This window comes from Bombilactobacillus mellis, from assembly GCF_000967245.1.
GTDB lineage: Bacteria > Bacillota > Bacilli > Lactobacillales > Lactobacillaceae > Bombilactobacillus > Bombilactobacillus mellis.
This window is the reverse complement of sequence record NZ_KQ033878.1, coordinates 424,139-444,033: the sequence shown is the minus strand read 5'-3', so window position 1 is coordinate 444,033 and position 19,895 is coordinate 424,139. Positions and strand designations below refer to the sequence as shown.

The 19,895-nt window shown below is 36.8% G+C and carries 15 protein-coding genes; 14 read left to right on the top strand and 1 reads right to left on the bottom strand.

Annotation, left to right across the window (positions count from 1 at the left end; all coding sequences use genetic code 11):
• Window positions 1-2: 2 nt before the first annotated feature.
• The 14 genes from purB to JG29_RS06265 all read left to right on the top strand — a co-directional run bounded on the left by purB (window position 3) and on the right by JG29_RS06265 (window position 18,093).
• The gene (purB, locus tag JG29_RS06330) at window positions 3-1,304 is read left to right on the top strand and encodes an adenylosuccinate lyase (protein ID WP_045923112.1); all 1,302 of its coding nucleotides are present in this window, start codon (window positions 3-5) and stop codon (window positions 1,302-1,304) included.
• A 209-nt stretch (window positions 1,305-1,513) separates the two neighbouring features.
• Entirely contained in the window at window positions 1,514-3,751 is a 2,238-nt protein-coding gene (pcrA, locus tag JG29_RS06325; RefSeq protein WP_045923111.1) for a DNA helicase PcrA, read from the top strand.
• A 12-nt stretch (window positions 3,752-3,763) separates the two neighbouring features.
• Window positions 3,764-5,770: an NAD-dependent DNA ligase LigA gene (ligA, locus tag JG29_RS06320; protein WP_045923110.1), complete on the top strand. Its 2,007-nt coding sequence runs from the start codon at window positions 3,764-3,766 to the stop codon at window positions 5,768-5,770.
• An 11-nt stretch (window positions 5,771-5,781) separates the two neighbouring features.
• The gene (locus JG29_RS06315) at window positions 5,782-6,924 is read left to right on the top strand and encodes a CamS family sex pheromone protein (protein WP_045923109.1); all 1,143 of its coding nucleotides are present in this window, start codon (window positions 5,782-5,784) and stop codon (window positions 6,922-6,924) included.
• A gap of 20 nt (window positions 6,925-6,944) precedes the next feature.
• Entirely contained in the window at window positions 6,945-7,241 is a 297-nt protein-coding gene (gene gatC / locus JG29_RS06310; RefSeq protein ID WP_045923108.1) for an Asp-tRNA(Asn)/Glu-tRNA(Gln) amidotransferase subunit GatC, read from the top strand.
• A 2-nt stretch (window positions 7,242-7,243) separates the two neighbouring features.
• The gene (gene gatA, locus JG29_RS06305) at window positions 7,244-8,683 is read left to right on the top strand and encodes an Asp-tRNA(Asn)/Glu-tRNA(Gln) amidotransferase subunit GatA (protein ID WP_045923107.1); all 1,440 of its coding nucleotides are present in this window, start codon (window positions 7,244-7,246) and stop codon (window positions 8,681-8,683) included.
• Window positions 8,683-10,113, top strand: a complete 1,431-nt coding sequence (gatB, locus tag JG29_RS06300) for an Asp-tRNA(Asn)/Glu-tRNA(Gln) amidotransferase subunit GatB (protein WP_045923106.1) — start codon at window positions 8,683-8,685, stop codon at window positions 10,111-10,113. The genes gatA and gatB overlap by 1 nt, the downstream gene beginning before the upstream one ends.
• Before the next feature lie 11 nt (window positions 10,114-10,124).
• On the top strand, window positions 10,125-11,123 hold the full coding sequence (locus JG29_RS06295) for a diacylglycerol kinase family lipid kinase (protein WP_045923105.1): 999 nt from the start codon (window positions 10,125-10,127) through the stop codon (window positions 11,121-11,123).
• A gap of 80 nt (window positions 11,124-11,203) precedes the next feature.
• Entirely contained in the window at window positions 11,204-12,565 is a 1,362-nt protein-coding gene (gene rlmD / locus JG29_RS06290) for a 23S rRNA (uracil(1939)-C(5))-methyltransferase RlmD (RefSeq protein WP_045923104.1), read from the top strand.
• Between the two features lie 586 nt (window positions 12,566-13,151).
• Window positions 13,152-13,430, top strand: coding sequence for a type II toxin-antitoxin system Phd/YefM family antitoxin (locus JG29_RS06285; protein ID WP_045923103.1), 279 nt, complete (start codon window positions 13,152-13,154; stop codon window positions 13,428-13,430).
• Window position 13,431: 1 nt separating this feature from the next.
• Window positions 13,432-13,779, top strand: a complete 348-nt coding sequence (locus JG29_RS06280) for a type II toxin-antitoxin system YafQ family toxin (protein WP_045923429.1) — start codon at window positions 13,432-13,434, stop codon at window positions 13,777-13,779.
• A gap of 1,372 nt (window positions 13,780-15,151) precedes the next feature.
• Complete coding sequence (locus tag JG29_RS06275) at window positions 15,152-17,125, top strand: DUF262 domain-containing protein (protein WP_045923102.1); 1,974 nt, start codon at window positions 15,152-15,154, stop codon at window positions 17,123-17,125.
• A 210-nt stretch (window positions 17,126-17,335) separates the two neighbouring features.
• Window positions 17,336-17,716: a YbgA family protein gene (locus tag JG29_RS06270; RefSeq protein WP_045923101.1), complete on the top strand. Its 381-nt coding sequence runs from the start codon at window positions 17,336-17,338 to the stop codon at window positions 17,714-17,716.
• A complete protein-coding gene (locus tag JG29_RS06265) occupies window positions 17,713-18,093 on the top strand; it encodes a TIGR02328 family protein (RefSeq protein ID WP_045923100.1) in 381 nt (126 codons plus the stop codon). The genes JG29_RS06270 and JG29_RS06265 overlap by 4 nt, the downstream gene beginning before the upstream one ends.
• A gap of 97 nt (window positions 18,094-18,190) precedes the next feature.
• On the opposite strand, the gene JG29_RS06260 is transcribed toward JG29_RS06265, so the two are convergent.
• Window positions 18,191-19,876, bottom strand: coding sequence for a phosphoenolpyruvate carboxykinase (locus JG29_RS06260; protein ID WP_045923099.1), 1,686 nt, complete (start codon window positions 19,874-19,876; stop codon window positions 18,191-18,193).
• Between the last annotated feature and the right edge of the window lie 19 nt (window positions 19,877-19,895).

The window sequence follows — 19,895 nt, the reverse complement described above, 5'->3', positions numbered from 1 at the left end:
TAATGGTCATTAAACGCTACCAGCGACCGGATATGGCCCGCATTTGGAGTGATCAAAATAAATACCAGGCATGGTTAGATGTGGAAATTGCTGTCGATCAGGCCTGGAACAAGTTGGGAGTAATTCCTGATGCTGATTTGCAAAAAATCGAAGCGAACGCCCATTTTGAAGTGGCAGATATTTTAGCTATGGAAAAAATCACTAAACATGATGTGGTTGCCTTTACAAGAACAGTTTCCAAAAGTTTGGGACCAGAGAAAAAGTGGATTCATTATGGAGTAACTTCGACTGATGTCGTTGATACGGCCTATGGTTATTTGTTGAAACAAGCTAATGCCATCTTACGTCAAGATTTAAAGGAATTAGCTGCTACTGTTGCTAACAAAGCGCGCCAATATAAAGACACCGTCATGATTGGCCGCACTCACGGGGTTCATGCTGAACCTACGACTTTTGGCTTGGTATTAGCTAATTGGTATTCAGAAATCAAGCGTGATCAGGAACGCTTTGAGCATGCGGCTGCGGGCGTTGAAGCAGGAAAAATTAGTGGTGCTGTCGGCACCTTTGCTAATATTTCACCTCAAGCAGAGGCTTTGGTCTGCGAAAAGTTACAATTGCGGTCGCAAGAAATTTCGACACAGGTTTTACCGCGTGATTTGCACGCAGAATATATTATGACACTAGCTTTAATTGCTGCCAGTGTTGAACGCTTTGCTTTAGAAATTCGTCATCTACAAAGAACCGAGGTTCGCGAAGTGGAAGAATTTTTTGCTCCGGGACAAAAGGGTTCTTCAGCTATGCCGCATAAGCGTAACCCTATCGGCTCTGAAAATGTTACCGGCTTAGCACGGGTGATTAAAGGTCACGTATTTACAGCTTTAGAAAACATTGAACTCTGGCATGAACGTGATATTTCACATAGTTCGGCAGAACGGATTATTTTACCGGATACAACCGAAATTCTTGATTATATGTTGCATCGTTTTACTAAAATTGTTCAAAATTTAACTGTTTTTCCGCAAAAAATGGAAGCAGATTTACAGATTACACATGGACTGATTTATTCGCAAAGAGTCATGTTAAAATTAATCAAAACTGGTTTAAGTCGCGAAACTGCCTATGATATTGTGCAGCCCTTGACCGCTCAAGTTTGGGAACAAAAATGTGATTTTCGCCAATTACTAGAAGCTGATCCGCAGATTCAACAACATTTGTCAAAATCTGATTTAGATGATGCTTTTGACTATCATTGGCATTTGCGCCATGTAGATGAGATTTTTCAGCGCGTAGGTTTGTCTTCTTAGAATCAGGCTGTTAATTCATTCACTTGAAAAAATTCAATAATTTTTAATTTTTGAAAATATTAGAGGGATAAACGGTGGTAATTGCCGGGGTCCCTTTTTTGTTTTTAATTATGGGTGATTAGTTCTGTATTGTGGCGTTGAGTTTGCTATAATGATGACTGTAATATTGAGGTATTAGTATTAATTGAAAGTAGAAAAGGAAGAATTTCATGGCAGAAATTGCAATTCTGAAGGGATTAAATGACCAGCAAAAAAAAGCCACTATTACTACCGAAGGCCCCTTATTAGTTTTAGCAGGTGCTGGCAGTGGCAAAACTCGGGTCTTAACGCATCGTATCGCCTATTTAATTGAAGAAAAGCAAGTTATGCCATGGCATATTTTGGCGATCACCTTTACTAATAAAGCTGCCCGGGAAATGCAAGCACGTGTAGATCATTTATTAGAGGATCAAGCAGCCGGAATTTGGGTAGCAACTTTTCATTCGATGTGTGCGCGAATTTTGCGACGGGAAGCTGAAGCAATTGGTTACAGTAAAACATTTACAATTACAGGCACTTCGGAGCAATTAACTTTAGTTAAGCAAATCCTCAAGCGCCTCAAGCTGGATCCTAAAAGGAATAATCCGCGGGCCATTTTAGGGGCAATTAGTCAGGCTAAAAATGAATTACAAACACCTGCAGACTATAGTCAGGCTGCGCAAACTCCATTTGAACAAGTTGTAGCTCAAGTCTATGAGCAATATCAAAAATCCTTATTCAATAATCAAAGTCTGGATTTTGATGATTTAATCATGAAAACTATTGAGCTGTTTGAAAAGAATACTGACATTTTGGGCTATTATCAGGACAAATTTCGTTATATACATGTTGATGAATATCAGGATACTAATGATGCCCAATATCGTTTGATTTATTTGCTGGCGCGCCAATATCAGAATCTTTGTGTTGTCGGCGATGGAGATCAGAGTATCTATGGCTGGCGTGGCGCTAATATGGAAAATATAATGAATTTTGAAAAAGATTATCCCCAAGCCCAAACCATTTTATTGGAGCAAAATTACCGTTCTACGAAAAATATTCTGCAAGCGGCTAATGATGTTATTGGTCATAACAACTATCGAAAGCCGAAAAAATTATGGACTGATAATGATTCGGGAGCCAAAATCACTTATTATCAAGCCAGTAATGAACAAAGTGAGGCCTTGTATGTAGTTGATCAGATTAAAAAGAACTGTCAGCAAAAGGGGTTCCATTATACAGATTTTGCTATTTTATATCGGACGAATGCACAATCACGAATTTTAGAAGATCGTTTACTCAAAGCCAACATACCTTATAAAATAGTTGGCGGACATAAATTTTATGAACGCAAAGAAGTCCGGGATATTTTAGCTTATTTACAATTAATAGCCAATCCACAAGATTCCTTAAGTTTTGAACGAATTGTCAATGCTCCCAAAAGAGGAATCGGGGCAACTTCTTTAACTAAGTTATCTCAATTTGCAGCCCAACATAATTTCAGCTTGTTGCAAGCGGCTCGTCAGGCTAGTGCTGCTCCTTTAACTACAAGGATTAGTCATAAACTAGAAGAGTTTGCCCAGATGATGGATCTGTTGATTAATCATCGTGGCGGTCAAACACTGACAGAATTAATGACGGCTACTTTAGAGCAGAGTCATTATCAGTCGGAATTAGAAAAACAAAATACTTTAGAAGCTCAAACTCGCCTGGAGAATATTCAAGAATTATTAACGGTTACTCAGCAATTTGACCAAGAATATTTGCCAGAAGATGAAGAAGCTGATCCTTTAAATGACTTTTTGGCTGATATTGCTCTAATCAGTAGTGAAGATACAGACAATGACGATTATGATCAAGTTACTTTAATGACTTTACACGCCGCGAAAGGTTTAGAATTTCCGGTAGTTTTTCTGGTAGGAATGGAAGAAGGAATTTTTCCTTTAGCACGTTCGCTGAATGACCCTGACGAATTAGAAGAAGAGCGGCGACTAGCTTATGTCGGTATTACTCGGGCTCAAACCAAATTATATCTGACTAATACTTTTAATCGGACCTTATATGGTAAAACTCAGTCTAATTTACCTTCGCGTTTTATAGAAGAAATTAGTCCGGATTTATTAGAGAAAGAGACACCTCCAGAAGAGACCAGCAGCTGGCAGTATGCTAAAATTAATTATCCGTTTGCCCAGTCGCAACAGACTTCACCAACTAGAACTAGACCTGCAGCGGCACCAAAAATTGCGGGCAAAACTACGGCTGGTGATGTTGCTTGGCAAATTGGTGATCGGATACAACATAAAAACTGGGGTCAAGGTACTGTAGTCAAAGTCAATGGTCAAGGAGAAGATGCTGAATTAGATGTGGCTTTTAAACAAGAAGGAATTAAACGTTTATTAGCTGAATTTGCTCCGATTAAAAAAATTTAAAGAGGCGAGCACATGCAACGGCAGGTAGCACAAGCACAACTGCAGCAATTAAGAACAGAGTTGAATAAATATCGCAGGGCATATTATACTGAAGATGCTCCTTTAGTGGAAGATAGTGTTTATGATCAAAAATATCAACAATTATTGCAATTAGAAAAGCAGTTTCCTGATTTAGTTACCGCTGATTCTCCCAGTCAATTAGTAGGGGATATTCCTTCGTCCAATTTATCAAAGGTAACACATGAAGTACCCATGCTGTCGATGGGCGATGTTTTTTCTTTTGCGGAACTGGAAGAATTTAATGAACGGGTCAAAAGTGCAGTTGGTCATCCAGTTGATTATAGTGTAGAATTAAAGATTGATGGTTTAGCTCTATCTTTAATTTATCAACAGGGTCGATTAGTTCAGGGATCAACGCGCGGAGATGGTACTATTGGAGAAGATGTCACGAATAATGTCTTAACCATTCAAAATATTCCGCAAACTTTAGCACAGCCGCTAGATCTGGAAGTCCGTGGAGAATGTTTTATGCCCAAAGCAGCCTTTGCCCGCTTAAACAATCACCGAGAGCAAAATGGGGAAACTACTTTTGCCAATCCCCGTAATGCAGCTGCAGGCAGTTTGCGCCAATTGGATGCGCAGGTAACGGCACATCGACAGTTAAGTACCTTTATTTATACGGTAGTTAATCCAAAGACAGCTGCTTTAACAACCCAAAATCAAGCTTTGCAAAAAATGGCTCAATTAGGTTATAACGTGAATACTGAGCGGATAGTGAGTCATGATTTGCAGGGGGTTAAAGAATATATTGCAAAATATCAAAACCTGCGGGATCAGTTACCTTATGGAATTGATGGGGTGGTTTTAAAGGTTAATGATTTTGCTTTACAAGAGCAATTAGGTAATACTGTTAAAGTACCCCGTTGGGAAATTGCCTATAAGTTTCCTCCGGAAGAAGCGCAAACAGTTATTCATAAAATTGAATGGACTGTCGGGCGTACCGGTACGGTAACCCCCACAGCAGTAATGGATCCAGTCCAGTTGGCAGGAACTACAGTTAATCGGGCAACTTTGCACAATATGGATCTGATTAAGCAAAAAGATATCCGCTTAGGTGATACTGTCTTGTTGCATAAAGCCGGTGACATTATTCCGGAAGTTTCTCAAGTGATGTTGTCTCAGCGTCCGCATAATACACAGCCATATACAGCACCGGAAAACTGTCCTTCTTGTGGTTCTAAATTAGTGCATTTAGAAGATGAAGTAGCTTTGCGTTGTATTAATCCAATGTGTCCTGCACAAGTTAAGGAAGGATTAACGCATTTTGCTTCCCGCAACGCCATGGATATCAATGGTTTAGGACCCAAAATTGTGGAACAACTCTGGCAGTTGCATTTAGTCAACGATGTAGCTGATTTATATCGCTTAACTTATCAAGATTTGGAAAAAATTGAAGGTTTTCAAGAGAAATCAATTAATAATTTGTTACAGGCAATTGATCGTTCACGGCAAAATTCTTTAGAAAAATTATTATTTGGTTTAGGAATTCGGCATGTTGGAGCCAAAGCAGCCAAACTATTAGCACAAAAGTTTTTAAAAATGTCGAATTTAATGCAGGCTCAAAAAGATGAGATCTTAGCAATTGATTCCATGGGAGAAACTATCGCTGATAGTCTGCAAGTTTATTTTGCAAATCCAAAGGTGCAACAATTAATTACAGAATTAACCAATTTACATGTTAATATGGAATTTAAGCAACCCCAAACGGCGGCTAACACTACCAGTAGTTTGAGCCAGCAGACTATTGTTATTACCGGTACTTTGGCACATTATAAACGCCAGGAATTAAGTGATATATTAGAAAGTTTAGGAGCACATGTGACGAATTCAGTGTCCCAAAAAACAGATCTTTTAATTGTCGGAGAACACGCTGGCAGTAAATTGGCTAAGGCTCAGAAGTTAGGTGTCAGAGTGGTCAACGAAGACCAATTGCAACAGATGCTTCAAGAAGAAAAGTAGGAGTTTCAGAAATGAAGAAATTGTCAAAATTAATTATGACCTTAATGACTATATTTTTATTGGCAGGTTGTGGCAATTTAGGGAATTCTTCGCTTTCTTCACACTCCCAAAACGGGAAGAAGGTCACTACCACTACGCAAGCTTCCAAGTCAGGCCAATATAGTACGCTTTTACAAAATGGTCATTATCAAGTTAGTGCGATCAGCGGTTTAAGTGCTGATAGTAATAGTAGCAATAATCACAATTTACAGGCCTTTGAAGCGGGCTTATTGGCTGTTTCTCAAAAAGAATTTTCACCTGATAAGTATTATTTTCAAGAAGGCCAGATGATTTCTGCGCCGCTTGCTCAAAAATGGTTGAATCGTAAATCCAACACGAACCCGCTAGGTTTGAATCCGGTTGATAATGGTTCAAAAGATGCGGACAAGCGTAATCCCATTTATTTACAACAACTGTTAGAACAGGACTTTTATACGCAAAACGACAAAGAATATAATCTGGCTGGTATGACAATCGGGTTGTCATTAAATGCGGTGGACTACTATACCAAAGAGCGTTATGGAGCTACTTTTGAAACGAAAATTTCTGATAGTCAACGCCAGCAAATGGGTCAAGAAATGGCCAATACAATTATTCAACGTCTGCGTAAAAACAAAAATTTACGAGATATTCCGATCGTGGTCGGCCTGTATCGCCAAAATATTAATGATTCCTTAGTCGGAGGAAGTTTCTTTAGTTATGGCGTTAGTCATAAATTTGGTGATAAAATTAATGATTGGAAGGCTATCAAAGAACAGAGTCAAGTGTTGCCCGTGGTAAATAACGAAAACCCTATTAACAGCAATGATGCGAATGATTTTTCCAATTTTAAAAACCACATTGAAAATTATTTTCCTAATTTAAGTGGAGTGACAGCGCAAGTACATTATCAAGATGGTTCTTTAAGTGGCATTGCAATCACGATTACCACGCAATTCTATGGTGTAGCCCAAATTAGGAGTTTTACGCAATTTGTTCAAGAATCAGCAAACCGTTATCTACCACAGCAGCCGGCTTTAGAGATTCGGATTCAAACTGTTCAAGATATGCAAGCTTTAATTACCAAGGACTATAATAGTAAGCAGTTTACGAGCCATGTTTTGGTTTCTTATTAAAATGACGGAGGGATGCTTTAATGATTGATAAGAATTTAGTGCAGCACGTTGCCCACTTGGCAAAATTAGAATTTAACGAGGCTGATTTGGACAAATTTACGCAACAGTTAGCCGAGATTATTAAAATGGAGGATGAGTTGGCTCAAGTAGATACTACAAATGTAAAGCCGACTACTCATATCTCGCGTCAAAAAACGACTTTTAGAGCCGATGACAATCCATTAACTACTAGTCGTGATGAGTTATTAAAGAATGTTCCAGAACAAGAAGATGGACTAATTAAAGTACCAGCAATTTTAGATAATGAGGAGGAATAATAGTGGATTATTTTGATGAAACAATTGCTTCAGTACATCAACAGCTTGTGGAGAAAAAGATTAGTCCTAGTGAGCTTGTTCAAGCGACTTTAGCTAATATTAAGCAGTTAAATCCTGATTTAAATGCTTTTATTGCTATTAATGATCATGTTTCTGCACCCCAAACAGTGTCTCAAGATCAGGTTTTACAGGCGATTCCGCTAGCTATTAAAGATAATATTTTAACCACTGATTTAAAAACAACTGCCGGCAGTAAAATGTTGGCTAATTTTCAGTCAGTATATCCAGCAACAGTTATGGAAAAACTTTTACAGGCTGGAGTAGTCAATATTGGTAAAACCAATATGGATGAATTTGCAATGGGTTCTTCCACTGAAACTTCTTATTTTGGAGTTACTAAAAATCCTTGGAATGCCCAAAAAGTTCCGGGCGGCTCTTCTGGTGGTTCGGCAGCAGCGGTAGCTTCAGGACAAGTTTTGGCTGCCTTAGGAACTGATACCGGTGGCTCAATTCGTCAACCGGCTTCTTTTAACGGTATTTTTGGGATTAAACCTACTTATGGCCGGGTTTCACGGTGGGGCGTAATTGCGTTTAGTTCCAGTTTGGATCAAGTTGGAGTTTTGTCACGTCATGTGGCTGATTCTGCCCAAGTTTTGCAGACTATTAGCGGTTTTGACCAGCGTGATAATACCAGTTCTCAACAAGCTGTACCTGATTTCTCTCAAATTAAAGCTGATGTTCGCGGATTAAAAGTGGCCGTTCCTGAAGAATTTATGGGTGCGGGAGTTGATGCTGGTGTTAGAGAACAAGTTCAAAAAGGAATCAAATTATTAGATCAAAATGGCGCTCTAGTGGAAACAGTAAAATTACCACATGCGCAATATGCAGTTCAGGTTTATTACATTATTGCTTCCAGTGAAGCTTCATCTAATTTACAACGATATGACGGTATCCGTTATGGTTATCGGGCTCAAGACGTTCAAAATTTGGAAGATGTTTATGTTCGCTCCCGCAGTGAAGGTTTCGGTGACGAAGTTAAACGCCGGATTATGTTGGGAACTTTTGCTTTATCAACAGGTTACTTTGATGCTTACTTTAATAAAGCTGCCCAAGTTAGAACTTTAATTAACGATGACTTTGACAAAGTATTTCAAGATTTTGATTTGATTGTCGGTCCGACCTCTCCGACAACGGCCTTTGACATTGGTTCGCGTATTGATGATCCAGTGGTAATGTATATGAACGATATTTTAACTATTCCCGCTAATTTGGCCGGATTACCAGCAGCTTCTGTACCGGTAGGTTTCGCTGATGGAATGCCGGTAGGACTACAAATGATTGCTCCGGCATTTAAAGAACAGACGATTTTTAATGCGGCTCAGCTTGTGGAAAATGAAACTAACTTTTTGCAACAACGGCCACAGATGGGAGGCCAAAATTAATGAATTTTGAAACAACAATTGGTTTAGAAGTTCACGTAGAGTTAAAGACCAAAACTAAAATTTTCAGTCCGGCACCGGTATCTTACGGAACAGATCCGAATACGAATGCTAATGTTATTGATTTTGGTTTTCCCGGAACTTTGCCGACACTCAATAAAAATGCTTATAGATTAGGCATTATGACCGCTTTAGCCTTAAATGCTAAAATTACCCAAGATACGCATTTTGATCGGAAAAATTACTTTTATCCGGATAATCCCAAAGCCTATCAAATTACTCAAAAAGAAGAACCTTTGGGTCGTGAAGGTTGGGTCGAAATTGAAGTTCACGGACAAAAGAAAAAAATCGGCATCGAAGAATTGCATATTGAAGAAGATGCGGGTAAGAATACCCATGGTGACTCCGGCTATTCTTATGTTGATTTGAACCGTCAGGGAACGCCGTTAGTAGAAATTGTGTCGAAGCCCGATATTAAATCACCTGATGAAGCTTATGCCTATTTAGAAAAATTACGTCAAATTATTCAATTTACAGGTGCTTCAGATGTTAAAATGGAAGAAGGATCCATGCGGGTTGATACTAATATTTCTGTAAGTCCGGTTGGCTCTGATAAGTTAGGCCAAAAGGTTGAATTAAAAAATTTGAATTCTTTCAAGCATGTTAAAAATGGTCTGGCCTTTGAAGAAAAACGGCAAATTGGAATCTTAATGGCAGGCGGCAGCATTCAACCGGAAACGCGGCGTTATGATGAACCTAGTGATTCAACAATTTTGATGCGGGTTAAAGAGGGCGCTGACGATTATCGCTATTTCCCAGAACCTGATTTACCTGATTATCATATTGATAGTGAATGGATTGAACAAATCCGTCAGGAAATTCCGGAAATGCCTGATAAACGGCGCAAACGTTATATTGAAGACTTACAGATTCCGGAATATGATGCCAGTGTTTTAACTGATACTAAAGAAATGTCTGATTTCTTTGATCAAACGGTAGCTTTAGGTGCTGATCCTAAGCAAGTCTCTAATTGGTTAATGGTAAATGTGAATGCTTATCTGAATGAAAATAATTTAGAATTACAGCAAACTAAATTAACGCCGGAACATTTAGCTACCATGATAGGTTTGGTTAAAGACGGGACAATTTCTTCGAAAATTGCCAAAAAGGTTTTTGCAGAAACGATCGCTCATGGTAGTGAGCCGAAAGCTTGGGTGCAATCTAAAGGCCTGATACAGCAATCGGATCCGCAGGTTTTAACACCGATTATTACGCAAGTATTAGATGATAATCAACAATCAGTTGTTGACTTTAAAAATGGTAAAGACCGTGCTTTTGGATTTTTAGTGGGACAAATTATGAAACAAACGCATGGCCAAGCCAATCCAAAAGTCGTCAATCAGATCTTAACCGCTGAAATTAAGAAACGTTAAGAGGAAATCCAATGAAAGCTCGTTTGATATATAATCCGACTTCGGGAAATGAGAGTATTTTAAAAAACGTTGCTGATATCTTGGACGTTTTGGAGCAGGCTGGTTATGAAGCCAGTGCCTTTCGAACAACGCCGCAACCTTTATCAGCAGCTAAAGAAGCATGCCGAGCCGCTCAAGCGGGTTTTGAATTAATTGTGGCTGCTGGTGGTGATGGGACTTTAAATGAAGTTGTCAATGGGATTGCTCCACTAGCTAAACGTCCACGAATGGCTATTATTCCAGGAGGAACTACTAATGATTATGCGCGAGCCTTAAAGATTCCCCGTAATGATCCCGTAGCAGCGGCACGTATTATTTTGAAAAATCAAACTTTACCGATGGATATTGGTCAAGCTGGCGAGCACTATTTTATGAATATAGCTGGTGGCGGTTCGATGTCGGAATTGACTTATGAAGTACCTTCTGAATATAAATCAATTTTGGGATATTTGGCCTACCTAGTTAAGGGAGCTGAAATGCTGCCGCGTTTACGGCCGATGAATATGCATTTAGAATATGATGAAGGCACTTACGATGGTGCGGTGACCCTCTTTTTATCGGGGTTAACTAATTCTGTGGGCGGTTTTGAACAAGTAGCTCCAGATTCAGAATTGGGTGATGGTAAGTTATCATTGCTCATTGTGAAAGGCACTAATATTGCTGAAATGTTGATTCTCATTGCTAAAGCCTTAAACGGGGGAAAACATATTAATGATCCCAATATTATTTATACGAAAACCCGAAAATTATTTGTCAAACCTAACGATAATCAGCGAATTATGATTAATTTAGATGGCGAGTATGGTGGCGATGCCCCCATTACTCTAACTGTTTTACCGCGGCATATTGAGATGTTCGCCGATTTAGATGCAATTCCCGATAAGTCGATTAATACTGAAACTTTAGCGGAAAGACAAGCAGAAAAGAATTTTGTACAGGGCGTTAGCTCTTTACAAGATAAACATGATTAAGTTGAAAAAACTGATCATCATTATAAAAAGTAACGAGGCTGGAATAACTTTGTTCCAGTCCTCTTTTTTAAAGGAGCACAATGAAAACTATTAATTTAACTAAAAATCAACAAATAACTGTAGATATTATCGATCTGTCCTATGAAGGCTTGGGCGTTGCCAAAATTGACGGTTATTCTGTATTTGTTGAAAATGCTTTGCCAAATGAACGGGTCTTGGCCTTGATTACGAAGGTCGGGCGTAAATATGGCTTTGCTAAAACTTTAAAAATCCTCCAGAAATCTCCTGATCGTGTGGAACAGTATGATAAAAAATATGTTCAAACCGGCATTGCCCCTTTAATCCATCTAAAATATCCGCGGCAGTTAGAATTTAAACGTCAGCAAGTAATCAATGATTTTCATAAATTAAATTTGGAAATACCAGTTGCACAGACTGTCGGTGCACAGTCGCCTTTAGCCTATCGCAATAAGGCCCAAATTCCTGTACGCAATGTCGAGAATCAAGCCACGACCGGATTTTTTCGGCAACGATCGCATGATTTAATACCTTTAGAGGATTACTTGATTCAAGATCCGTTAATTGATAAAGAAATTAATCAAATTCGGGACTTAATGCGACAATTTCATATTCAAGGATACGATGAAGTTAATAATCAGGGTGATGTGCGTAATATTGTAATACGTCGAGCTTATTTTACCGGAGAAATGATGGTAGTTCTGGTTCTTACTTCCTCCAAAATAAAGAATCTGGATGCTTTACTAGAAGCAATTGCTGCTAATGAAGAGGTAACTTCTTTATACATCAATATCAATGCTAAAAAAACTAACGTTATTTTAGGCTCTCATTTTGAATTAGTGAGTGGCAAAGCTTATATTCAAGATAAAATTTTAGGCAAGACTTTCCGTATTTCGCCGCAATCCTTTTACCAAATTAACCCTCAGCAAACGCAAAAATTGTATCAATTAGCTATTCAAGCGGCTCATTTAACAGGTGAGCAGACGGTGATCGATGCTTATTGTGGAATTGGAACTATTGGCTTAAGTTTGGCTGATCAAGCCCAAAAAGTTATTGGTATCGAAAGTGTTGCCAGCGCAGTTAAAGATGCACAAGCTAACGCAGCTTTAAATAATATTCACAATGCTCAGTTTGTACAAGGAAAAACAGAAGAGGTGCTCAATAAATGGGCACGGCAGCAACGCTACTTCGATGTTTTAATTGTTGATCCCCCCAGAAAGGGCTTGGATCACAGTTTAATTAGTAGTATTTTTGCTTTAAAACCCCAACGAATAGTTTATATTAGTTGTAATCCTGCTACTTTAGCACGGGATATTCAATTATTAAGTCAACATTATCAGGCTCAACAAACAACTCCAGTGGATATGTTCCCGATGACCAAGCATGTTGAATCTGTCACGGCCCTTGAATATAGAGAAAAATAGATGCTGGATATTGTTGTTATATTATTTTTAGTCATGTTCATTAGTGTGGGCAATTTAGCACTGGAAGTTAACGAATGTAAGTCGATAAATCAGTGCGTTTATCTCAAAAAGATAGAAATTAGTATAAACGACATATTATTTAACTATCAGAGATAATTTAAGGTATATGAATTAAAACAATACAAACTATTAAAGAATAAAAAATAGCTGAAGTGCTTAAATGTTAGTCATGAGCAGTTTTATCCAAATCATCAATGATTTTATTCAGAACAATATTAGGGTGCTTTCTCTTTATTACCTTGAATTTGCATAACCTTTAAGCACTCATGGCTGCCAACAACATGACCGGTTTAGTGATTTCAAATAAAGAGATCAATGTAACCGAATATTTTTATCAAAAGATCTAGCCTTTTTATAATTAAGATCTTTTTGCTCTTGGTCTTTTCGTGTACTTGTAATCAGCAGAAATTAGGTCTTTAATTTTCTTTTTAATAAATATCGTCAGTGCTTTTCTTTATCTTTAAAGTTTATTTGTTGATTAATTGACAAAATCAAGTACAATATTATGTACAAGGAGGTGCTGACTATGACTGTAGTATTGACACAAAGTGATTTTAGAAATCACATTAAAAAGTACTTAGATCAAGTAAATGATGATGATGAAGTGGTTTACATTGCCAGATCTAATAGTCGTTCAGTTGCCGTTCTTACCCAAGAAAAACTCTATTGGATGGAAAAAGCAATAAAGGCTAAGGAAAATTCTCTGGATTACGCAATTGCTCGGGATCAATTGATTCAACGAGACGTTTTACCGGATGACCCTATTATTAAGTCTAATGATGATTACTGGGAACAATTTAAATAATATGGTTAGATTACAATTTAGGCCACGAGCAACTTTTAATGCTGATTTGAAAAGACTCGGTCGCATCGATCCAACTATTATTGATGATGTACGATCAGCAATTGACGAATTGCTTGAAAATGGCTCTTTATCTGGTGAATACGGTGATCATCCACTTAAGCGGCGCTTATCTGGTTATCGCGAGTTTCATGTCCGGGATACTCCTCATGGCAAACAGCCTAGTGATACTAATGATGTATTAGTAATTTGGTACATTGAGCGTCATGAATTGGTTGCAGTTGGTGTTCGAGTCGGTTCGCATGATCGCCTGTTTTCTAATAAAAATAGTTCAAAGAAATATTATAAGTAGTAAATCCTTCATATTTGGGGGATTTTTTTAGTTTCTATAACGGCGTTATTATTACATGATATCATTTGGTGCGGCCTAATCAGCGATATTGTTTTCTTTAATCACCTAGAAGATTTGAAATCAGAACAGGATCAATTGTTTCATTTAACCACGTCAGATTTATCTGTTCATGTAATTCAATTACATTGTTTCTTGTTCAGTTTTGAGCTGATCAGGAAATGATTTGAATTTTTTCTATCTCTGAGTAGTGAAGGACTCTATTAAAACGGGGGTTAGATAATCAAGTAAAGTAATAGAACTTAGCACTAATATTCTGCCCTGAAATCCATCAAAATATAGTGTTTTATAGCTGGATAAAACAAATTGTACTAGTCATTTGTAAACAATGAAAATTGCCTAATGTAACGGCTTATAGCTGATCTGTAATTGGCTGAAACCAGCCACCTGAATGTTGAATCTGTCACAACCCTTGAATATAGAGAAAAATAGACGCTGGATATTGTTGTTATAGTATTGATAAATAACAAAAGTGTACTTCTTCTTTTTAAAGACTAAAACAGAAGAAGTACATTTTTATTTATTGCAGAACCCTGTTAATGCGGTTGACAGCACATTGTATATCCAACGTAAATGGCAAAATTATTATTTCATTAAGAATGGTTGATGCAGAAATTAGCAACATAGCTATTATGTTCTTTATTTTTTTGTAGTTAACTTTACTTGATGCTTTCTGCAACACCGGCGTGTGTATAAAGCAGCACATGTGCTCTGTTAATTTGAGAAATATAAATATTTTTTGTCCACCTGCATTCATGTTTGCTATAATCAAACTCATAAAGGGCTTTCACTAGTCGGTATGCATATTTTTTAAAATTAGTTACCTCCATAAGAGGATGTTGAATGATAAGCAAAGATATTTATTGAAGTAATAGCTGCATTATTATTTGATGGGCTCGCTGTACTTGATACTCATAACTGAGATATAACATTCAAAACCAAAAACAAAAACAGTTAAAAATGTTTGGGTTGATTACTAATTACGGTATGAATGATATTATCCAATAACTAACAAGGATTACGGAACTTAAATTTCATTTCGTATGTAATTGCAGAGATTGTGCTGATGCTCATTATCACGAAAAGAAACATTTGATAAATTTGTTTTTAATGATTCAATTCAGTGATTATTAGAAAAGAACTAACTTAGTATTTTTTTAAATAATGGTAGCGAAGATATTTTTAACTATATTCCGTATAAAAGATCCATCAGAACTTTATCCTAAGGCTTTAATGAAATATATCATAACCAAATTAAATATGCTAAAAAAGATACGCAAAAAAAGTAATACAATTTGTGGGGAGGAGCAGTATTTTGAAAGCAGATAGTATACATCTATTTGATTTTTTAGGTAGTGGAAAAACAATTTTTGAAATTCCAGTTTTTCAACGAAACTATGAATGGGATAAAAGTCAGTGTGAACAGCTTTTTAATGATCTAACTATTGCGGCTCAAAATGATACTGACCATTTTATAGGGGCCATTGTTTATGTTACAGAGACTGGTAATAAAATGAGTCATATCTATCGTATTATTGACGGTCAGCAGAGATTAACAAGTCTGACTCTACTGCTGAAAGCGTTATCAGTTGCTGATGAGCAGGATAAGGATGAAATAGAAGAAGAATATTTAACCAATAAATATCTGCATGATAATAACCATTTAAAGTTAAAACCAGTAGATCATGATTATGAAGCATTTAGTTCAGTTATGAATGGTATGGTCAATGTTGATAAACCCTCTAAAGTAATTGATAATTACCATCTTTTTCAAAAATTGATTAAGAATTCAGCGATTAAGAGTTCTAAACTGTACGAAGCTATGAATCATTTTAATATGGTCTATATTGAGTTGAATAATAACCCAAATGAGGAAAATCCTCAGGTTATTTTTGAAAGCTTAAATTCTACAGGAGTATCGCTTTCATCCTCTGATTTAGTACGCAATTTTCTTTTAATGAAACTTAATTCTCAACAACAATCTGAACTTTATAAAAAATATTGGGTAAAGATTGAACAAATGTTTGCAACTAAGACTTTTGCCGAATTTATTCGTCATTATCTTATTGTAAAAACTCACGTATCAGTTAGGAAGAATGATGTATATGGCAGTTATAAGGACTACTTTATTTCTGAGGGATTAAACTCTGAAGAGTCTTTAGCCGATCTATTTAAGTTTGCTAACTATTACGATCAAATATTGAACCATAAGACGAAAGATACTGAATTTAATAAAGTCTTAGAGCATATCAATGTCATGGATAGTAAGGTTGTTTTCCCTTACTTAATGTTATTGATGGATTTGGTTAATTCTGGTCAGATCCAACGTGAAGAGGCTAATAAGTTAGCTAGTATTTTAGAAAGCTACTTGTTTCGATTGAAAGTGTGTCAATTACCGTCAAATGGATTGAACAATATCGTTGTTGGGCTTTGTGATTTGTCAAAGGCTCACGGTAATTTAAGGCTTAGATTGCTACGCGTGTTAAAAGCCAACTTTCCAGATGACCATAAATTAGCAGATAGTTTAATAGAAGGGGATATTTATCATCAAAGAAATCATTTGGCGAAGTTAGTGTTAGTGATTTTGGAAGAACATCGCACAAAGGAGACAATTGACTTTAATAATGCACAAGTGGAGCATATTTTGCCTCAAAGATTAAATGCCGAATGGCGATTGCAAATAAATAATGTTGATAAAGTTAAAGAACAGTATGGGAACACGATTGGTAATCTAACTCTTACTAAATATAATCAGGAAATGAGTAATAACACTTATAATGAAAAAAAAGACTTCTATAGAAATTCAAATGTTTCTCTTACTCGAGAGATAGCTAAAAACTACGATCATTGGGGCAGAGAAGCTATTATAGACCGTACTACAAAGCTTGCTCAAGAATTGATCCAAATCTTCCCGATGCCAAATATAAAAGAAGTAAGCGAAAGAGAAATAACGGGTGAGTATACAATTGATCAAACAGTAAATGTAACCGGTACAAAGCCTATTCTAATAACTATTAGTGAAAATGAATATCCAGTAAAATCTTGGCGGCAGATGTTAGTCACATTTCTTAATTATATTTGGAATAAGGATAGCCATAATTATGATCTTATTAAAGGAAATAGACAATTAGGACGAATGCTTTTTAGGAATAATTTTCTCCATTCTGTTAAGCTTGAAAATGGTGTTAATATTGAAACTAATTTCTCTGCAACAGTTATTTTAGCTATTATTGCAAAAATTTCTGAAATTTGTGACATCACAGATCAAGTTTCTTACACAGTAAAGTAATGGAAAAATATAAAATTGGATCATGATTTGGTAAGAAAATTATCAAAAATTATAATGAAAATCAAATAAGACCCTCCATTTAAAAAAATTGTAGTCTAACCTGCTACTTCTGTCATATCTTGAATGAACTTGAAACAAAACAATTGCCTTTTTTCCTAAAATGTTTTTTAATGTCTCTATTTATGAGATAAGATAAAGAGGTTATTGACTATGGAGACCTGGCAACAAGAATGGGCTTATAATAAATATTGGGTGATGGCGCATTGTCAACAATGCTATGATCAAATTCGGCTTTTGGCTAGGGATAACGTCTGGTCCCAACAAAAAGATGTCCAATTTCAACGGCTCTTAAAAAAGGCAGCTGGCCAACAGCCTACAGTTTCTACTTTAACGAACACTTATCAACATGTTTGGGGATATTTTAAAAAAATTTGTTCTAAAGAAGAGAAGCAAACTTATTTACAATTATTGCAAAGTTTAACTCCTGAAAATGACCAACTAGGCCTTTTTTTACAGCAATTGGCGTTTAAATATCAAGTAAGTTATTTACTAAATTCTCGGCTAATTCAAGAAATAGGAGTACAAAAATGAGATTATGGCATCAGGATTTAATTCCTTGGTTGCCGCGCCAGCAATTACTCGGACAGCATCGAGAACTTGCCGCCTTACGTGGTCGCGGTTGGGGGAAAGCACACGCAACAGTAAATTATGTTTTTCAATATTCACCTTATAAACTTTATCAATTTCACTTACTGGTTCTAGCAGAAATGCAGTACCGGCACTATCATCCTAATGCGATGTGGTATGATCCTTATTATCGGGGTCAATATTGTTCTCCGTATTTGCAATTAAATATCTGTTCGTGGACCAATCCCCTTTATCCCGAACATGACCAAGATTATTTACAAATTTGTCTAATTAATTTAGAACACAAGGGTATTGAATTAGCTGTTAATCTACAAAAATAAAATAAAACCAGTGAACATTAGCTTGCTCACTGGTTTTATTTTATTTAATCAGAGAATCGAATATCTAGTTGAGCTCTAATTAGATTGGTCCCAACTACTAAGAATTCATTAGAATCTCCAGTAATTCTTGCGCTGATTGTTGCAGACTGGATTTAGATTTATCATTTCCTAAATGGGTATAAATCTCGCCAACATAGATATCTTTAGCAAATAAGCGCTCGAAGACTTGATCAATAAGAGGTTGGGTGCGTTCTTGTTCCTGTACCGGACCAAAGGGGTTGGCAAAAAAGGTAGTGCTCATACCTACTTCATCAGTTGTGCCTAAGGCTTTACGTTTACCAGCAATGAAGGTTTTCTTAGCTTCTTCTTGGGTCTCAAAACGATGAATTCCAATTTGTTGTGAATAATTATTAGCATATACCCACATATCAATGGGATGATGTGTGATAACCCGGTTATAAGAATCAGCCGGAATAATGACCCGGGCATTTTTTTGGTCGGGGTTCAAATAAATACCGCGATCCATATTATTGAAGGCTACTGCCGAACTGAGATCATCTAAACGTACGAAGGCGCCAATTTCGGTTCCTTGCGCATAGACTTGACCATCAGCGGTAACGGCAAAACTACCCATATCATCAAAAATGGTTTCAATATTAATAATCTGATCATCCGCAATTTCTTGAAGAGCTTCAATGGATTCCGATTTTCCCGCTCCGGAATCTCCAAAAAAGACCACATTTTTTTGCTGTCCGTTAGCAAAATTAATATGAACCATGGAACCATGAATCGGGAGTCTTCCCTGATAGATAGAATGAAGATTGTGCAAGGTTAAACACATTTTTTTCATATATCCAAAATAAGTAGTTTTATCATTGTAAGGAACTTCACCTACCCAAATATTATTAGCGGTATCGTGATAATAATGACATACATTTCCTTCAGTTTGATCCAAACCAAATAGTAAAATTAAATCCGGCTTGTGGCCCTCTACTTCTTGAGCCGATGCCACTTCAAAGAGGTTGGCTAAGGAAATACCACTCGCAAAATAATCACGGTGAAAATAAATATAAGCCAAACTTTCACCAATTTTCGCAGGAAAACAATACCATTCGTCTTGCTGACCGTGAAATTTGGCTATGGGGTTTTCACTAACAGCACTAAAGGTACCTTCACGTTTATTACTTGGGGTAGTAATCATCATTGGCGGTCTCAGCATAATTGTATCTAAAAAGCGGATTGATTTTAAAGCCTCATATCCTTGAGGCAGCGGCCAATTATGAGACTGGGTTAGGATGCAGGCAGAAGAGCCGGCACTAACTTGACGATAAGTTTTGTTAGTAGCTGCTTGCAGCTTTTCTTCTACTAGCCGGTAGAGATAGAGCACCAAATCATTAAATTGATTGTCAATATTCATGAAGTTATTGGCCATGACATTAGAATGGTGCAGATTTAAAACGGAAATCCGCAAAAAGGAACGATAAAATGAGTATAAATCTTCAATACTCTGAAGAATCTCGTTGCGATCAAAGCGTTCGAAAGCCTGCGGCTGATCCAAAATCACATTTTTGATCGTTTCTATATAATCAGCAGCGGTCAAATCTTCAAAAGAATTACTCCGATTACTGTGGTGACGTTGTTGCAAAAAAAGTTGGATGACATTTAAGAGTTCTGTGCTATTTAGCAAAGTAAAAACATCTGCCGGATATTTATAATTGTAGTTCAGAACCGCCACCTTACGTTTTAAATTGAGATATAAAGCATTATTTGTTGATGAGGTCATAAAAATGTAAAACTCCCTT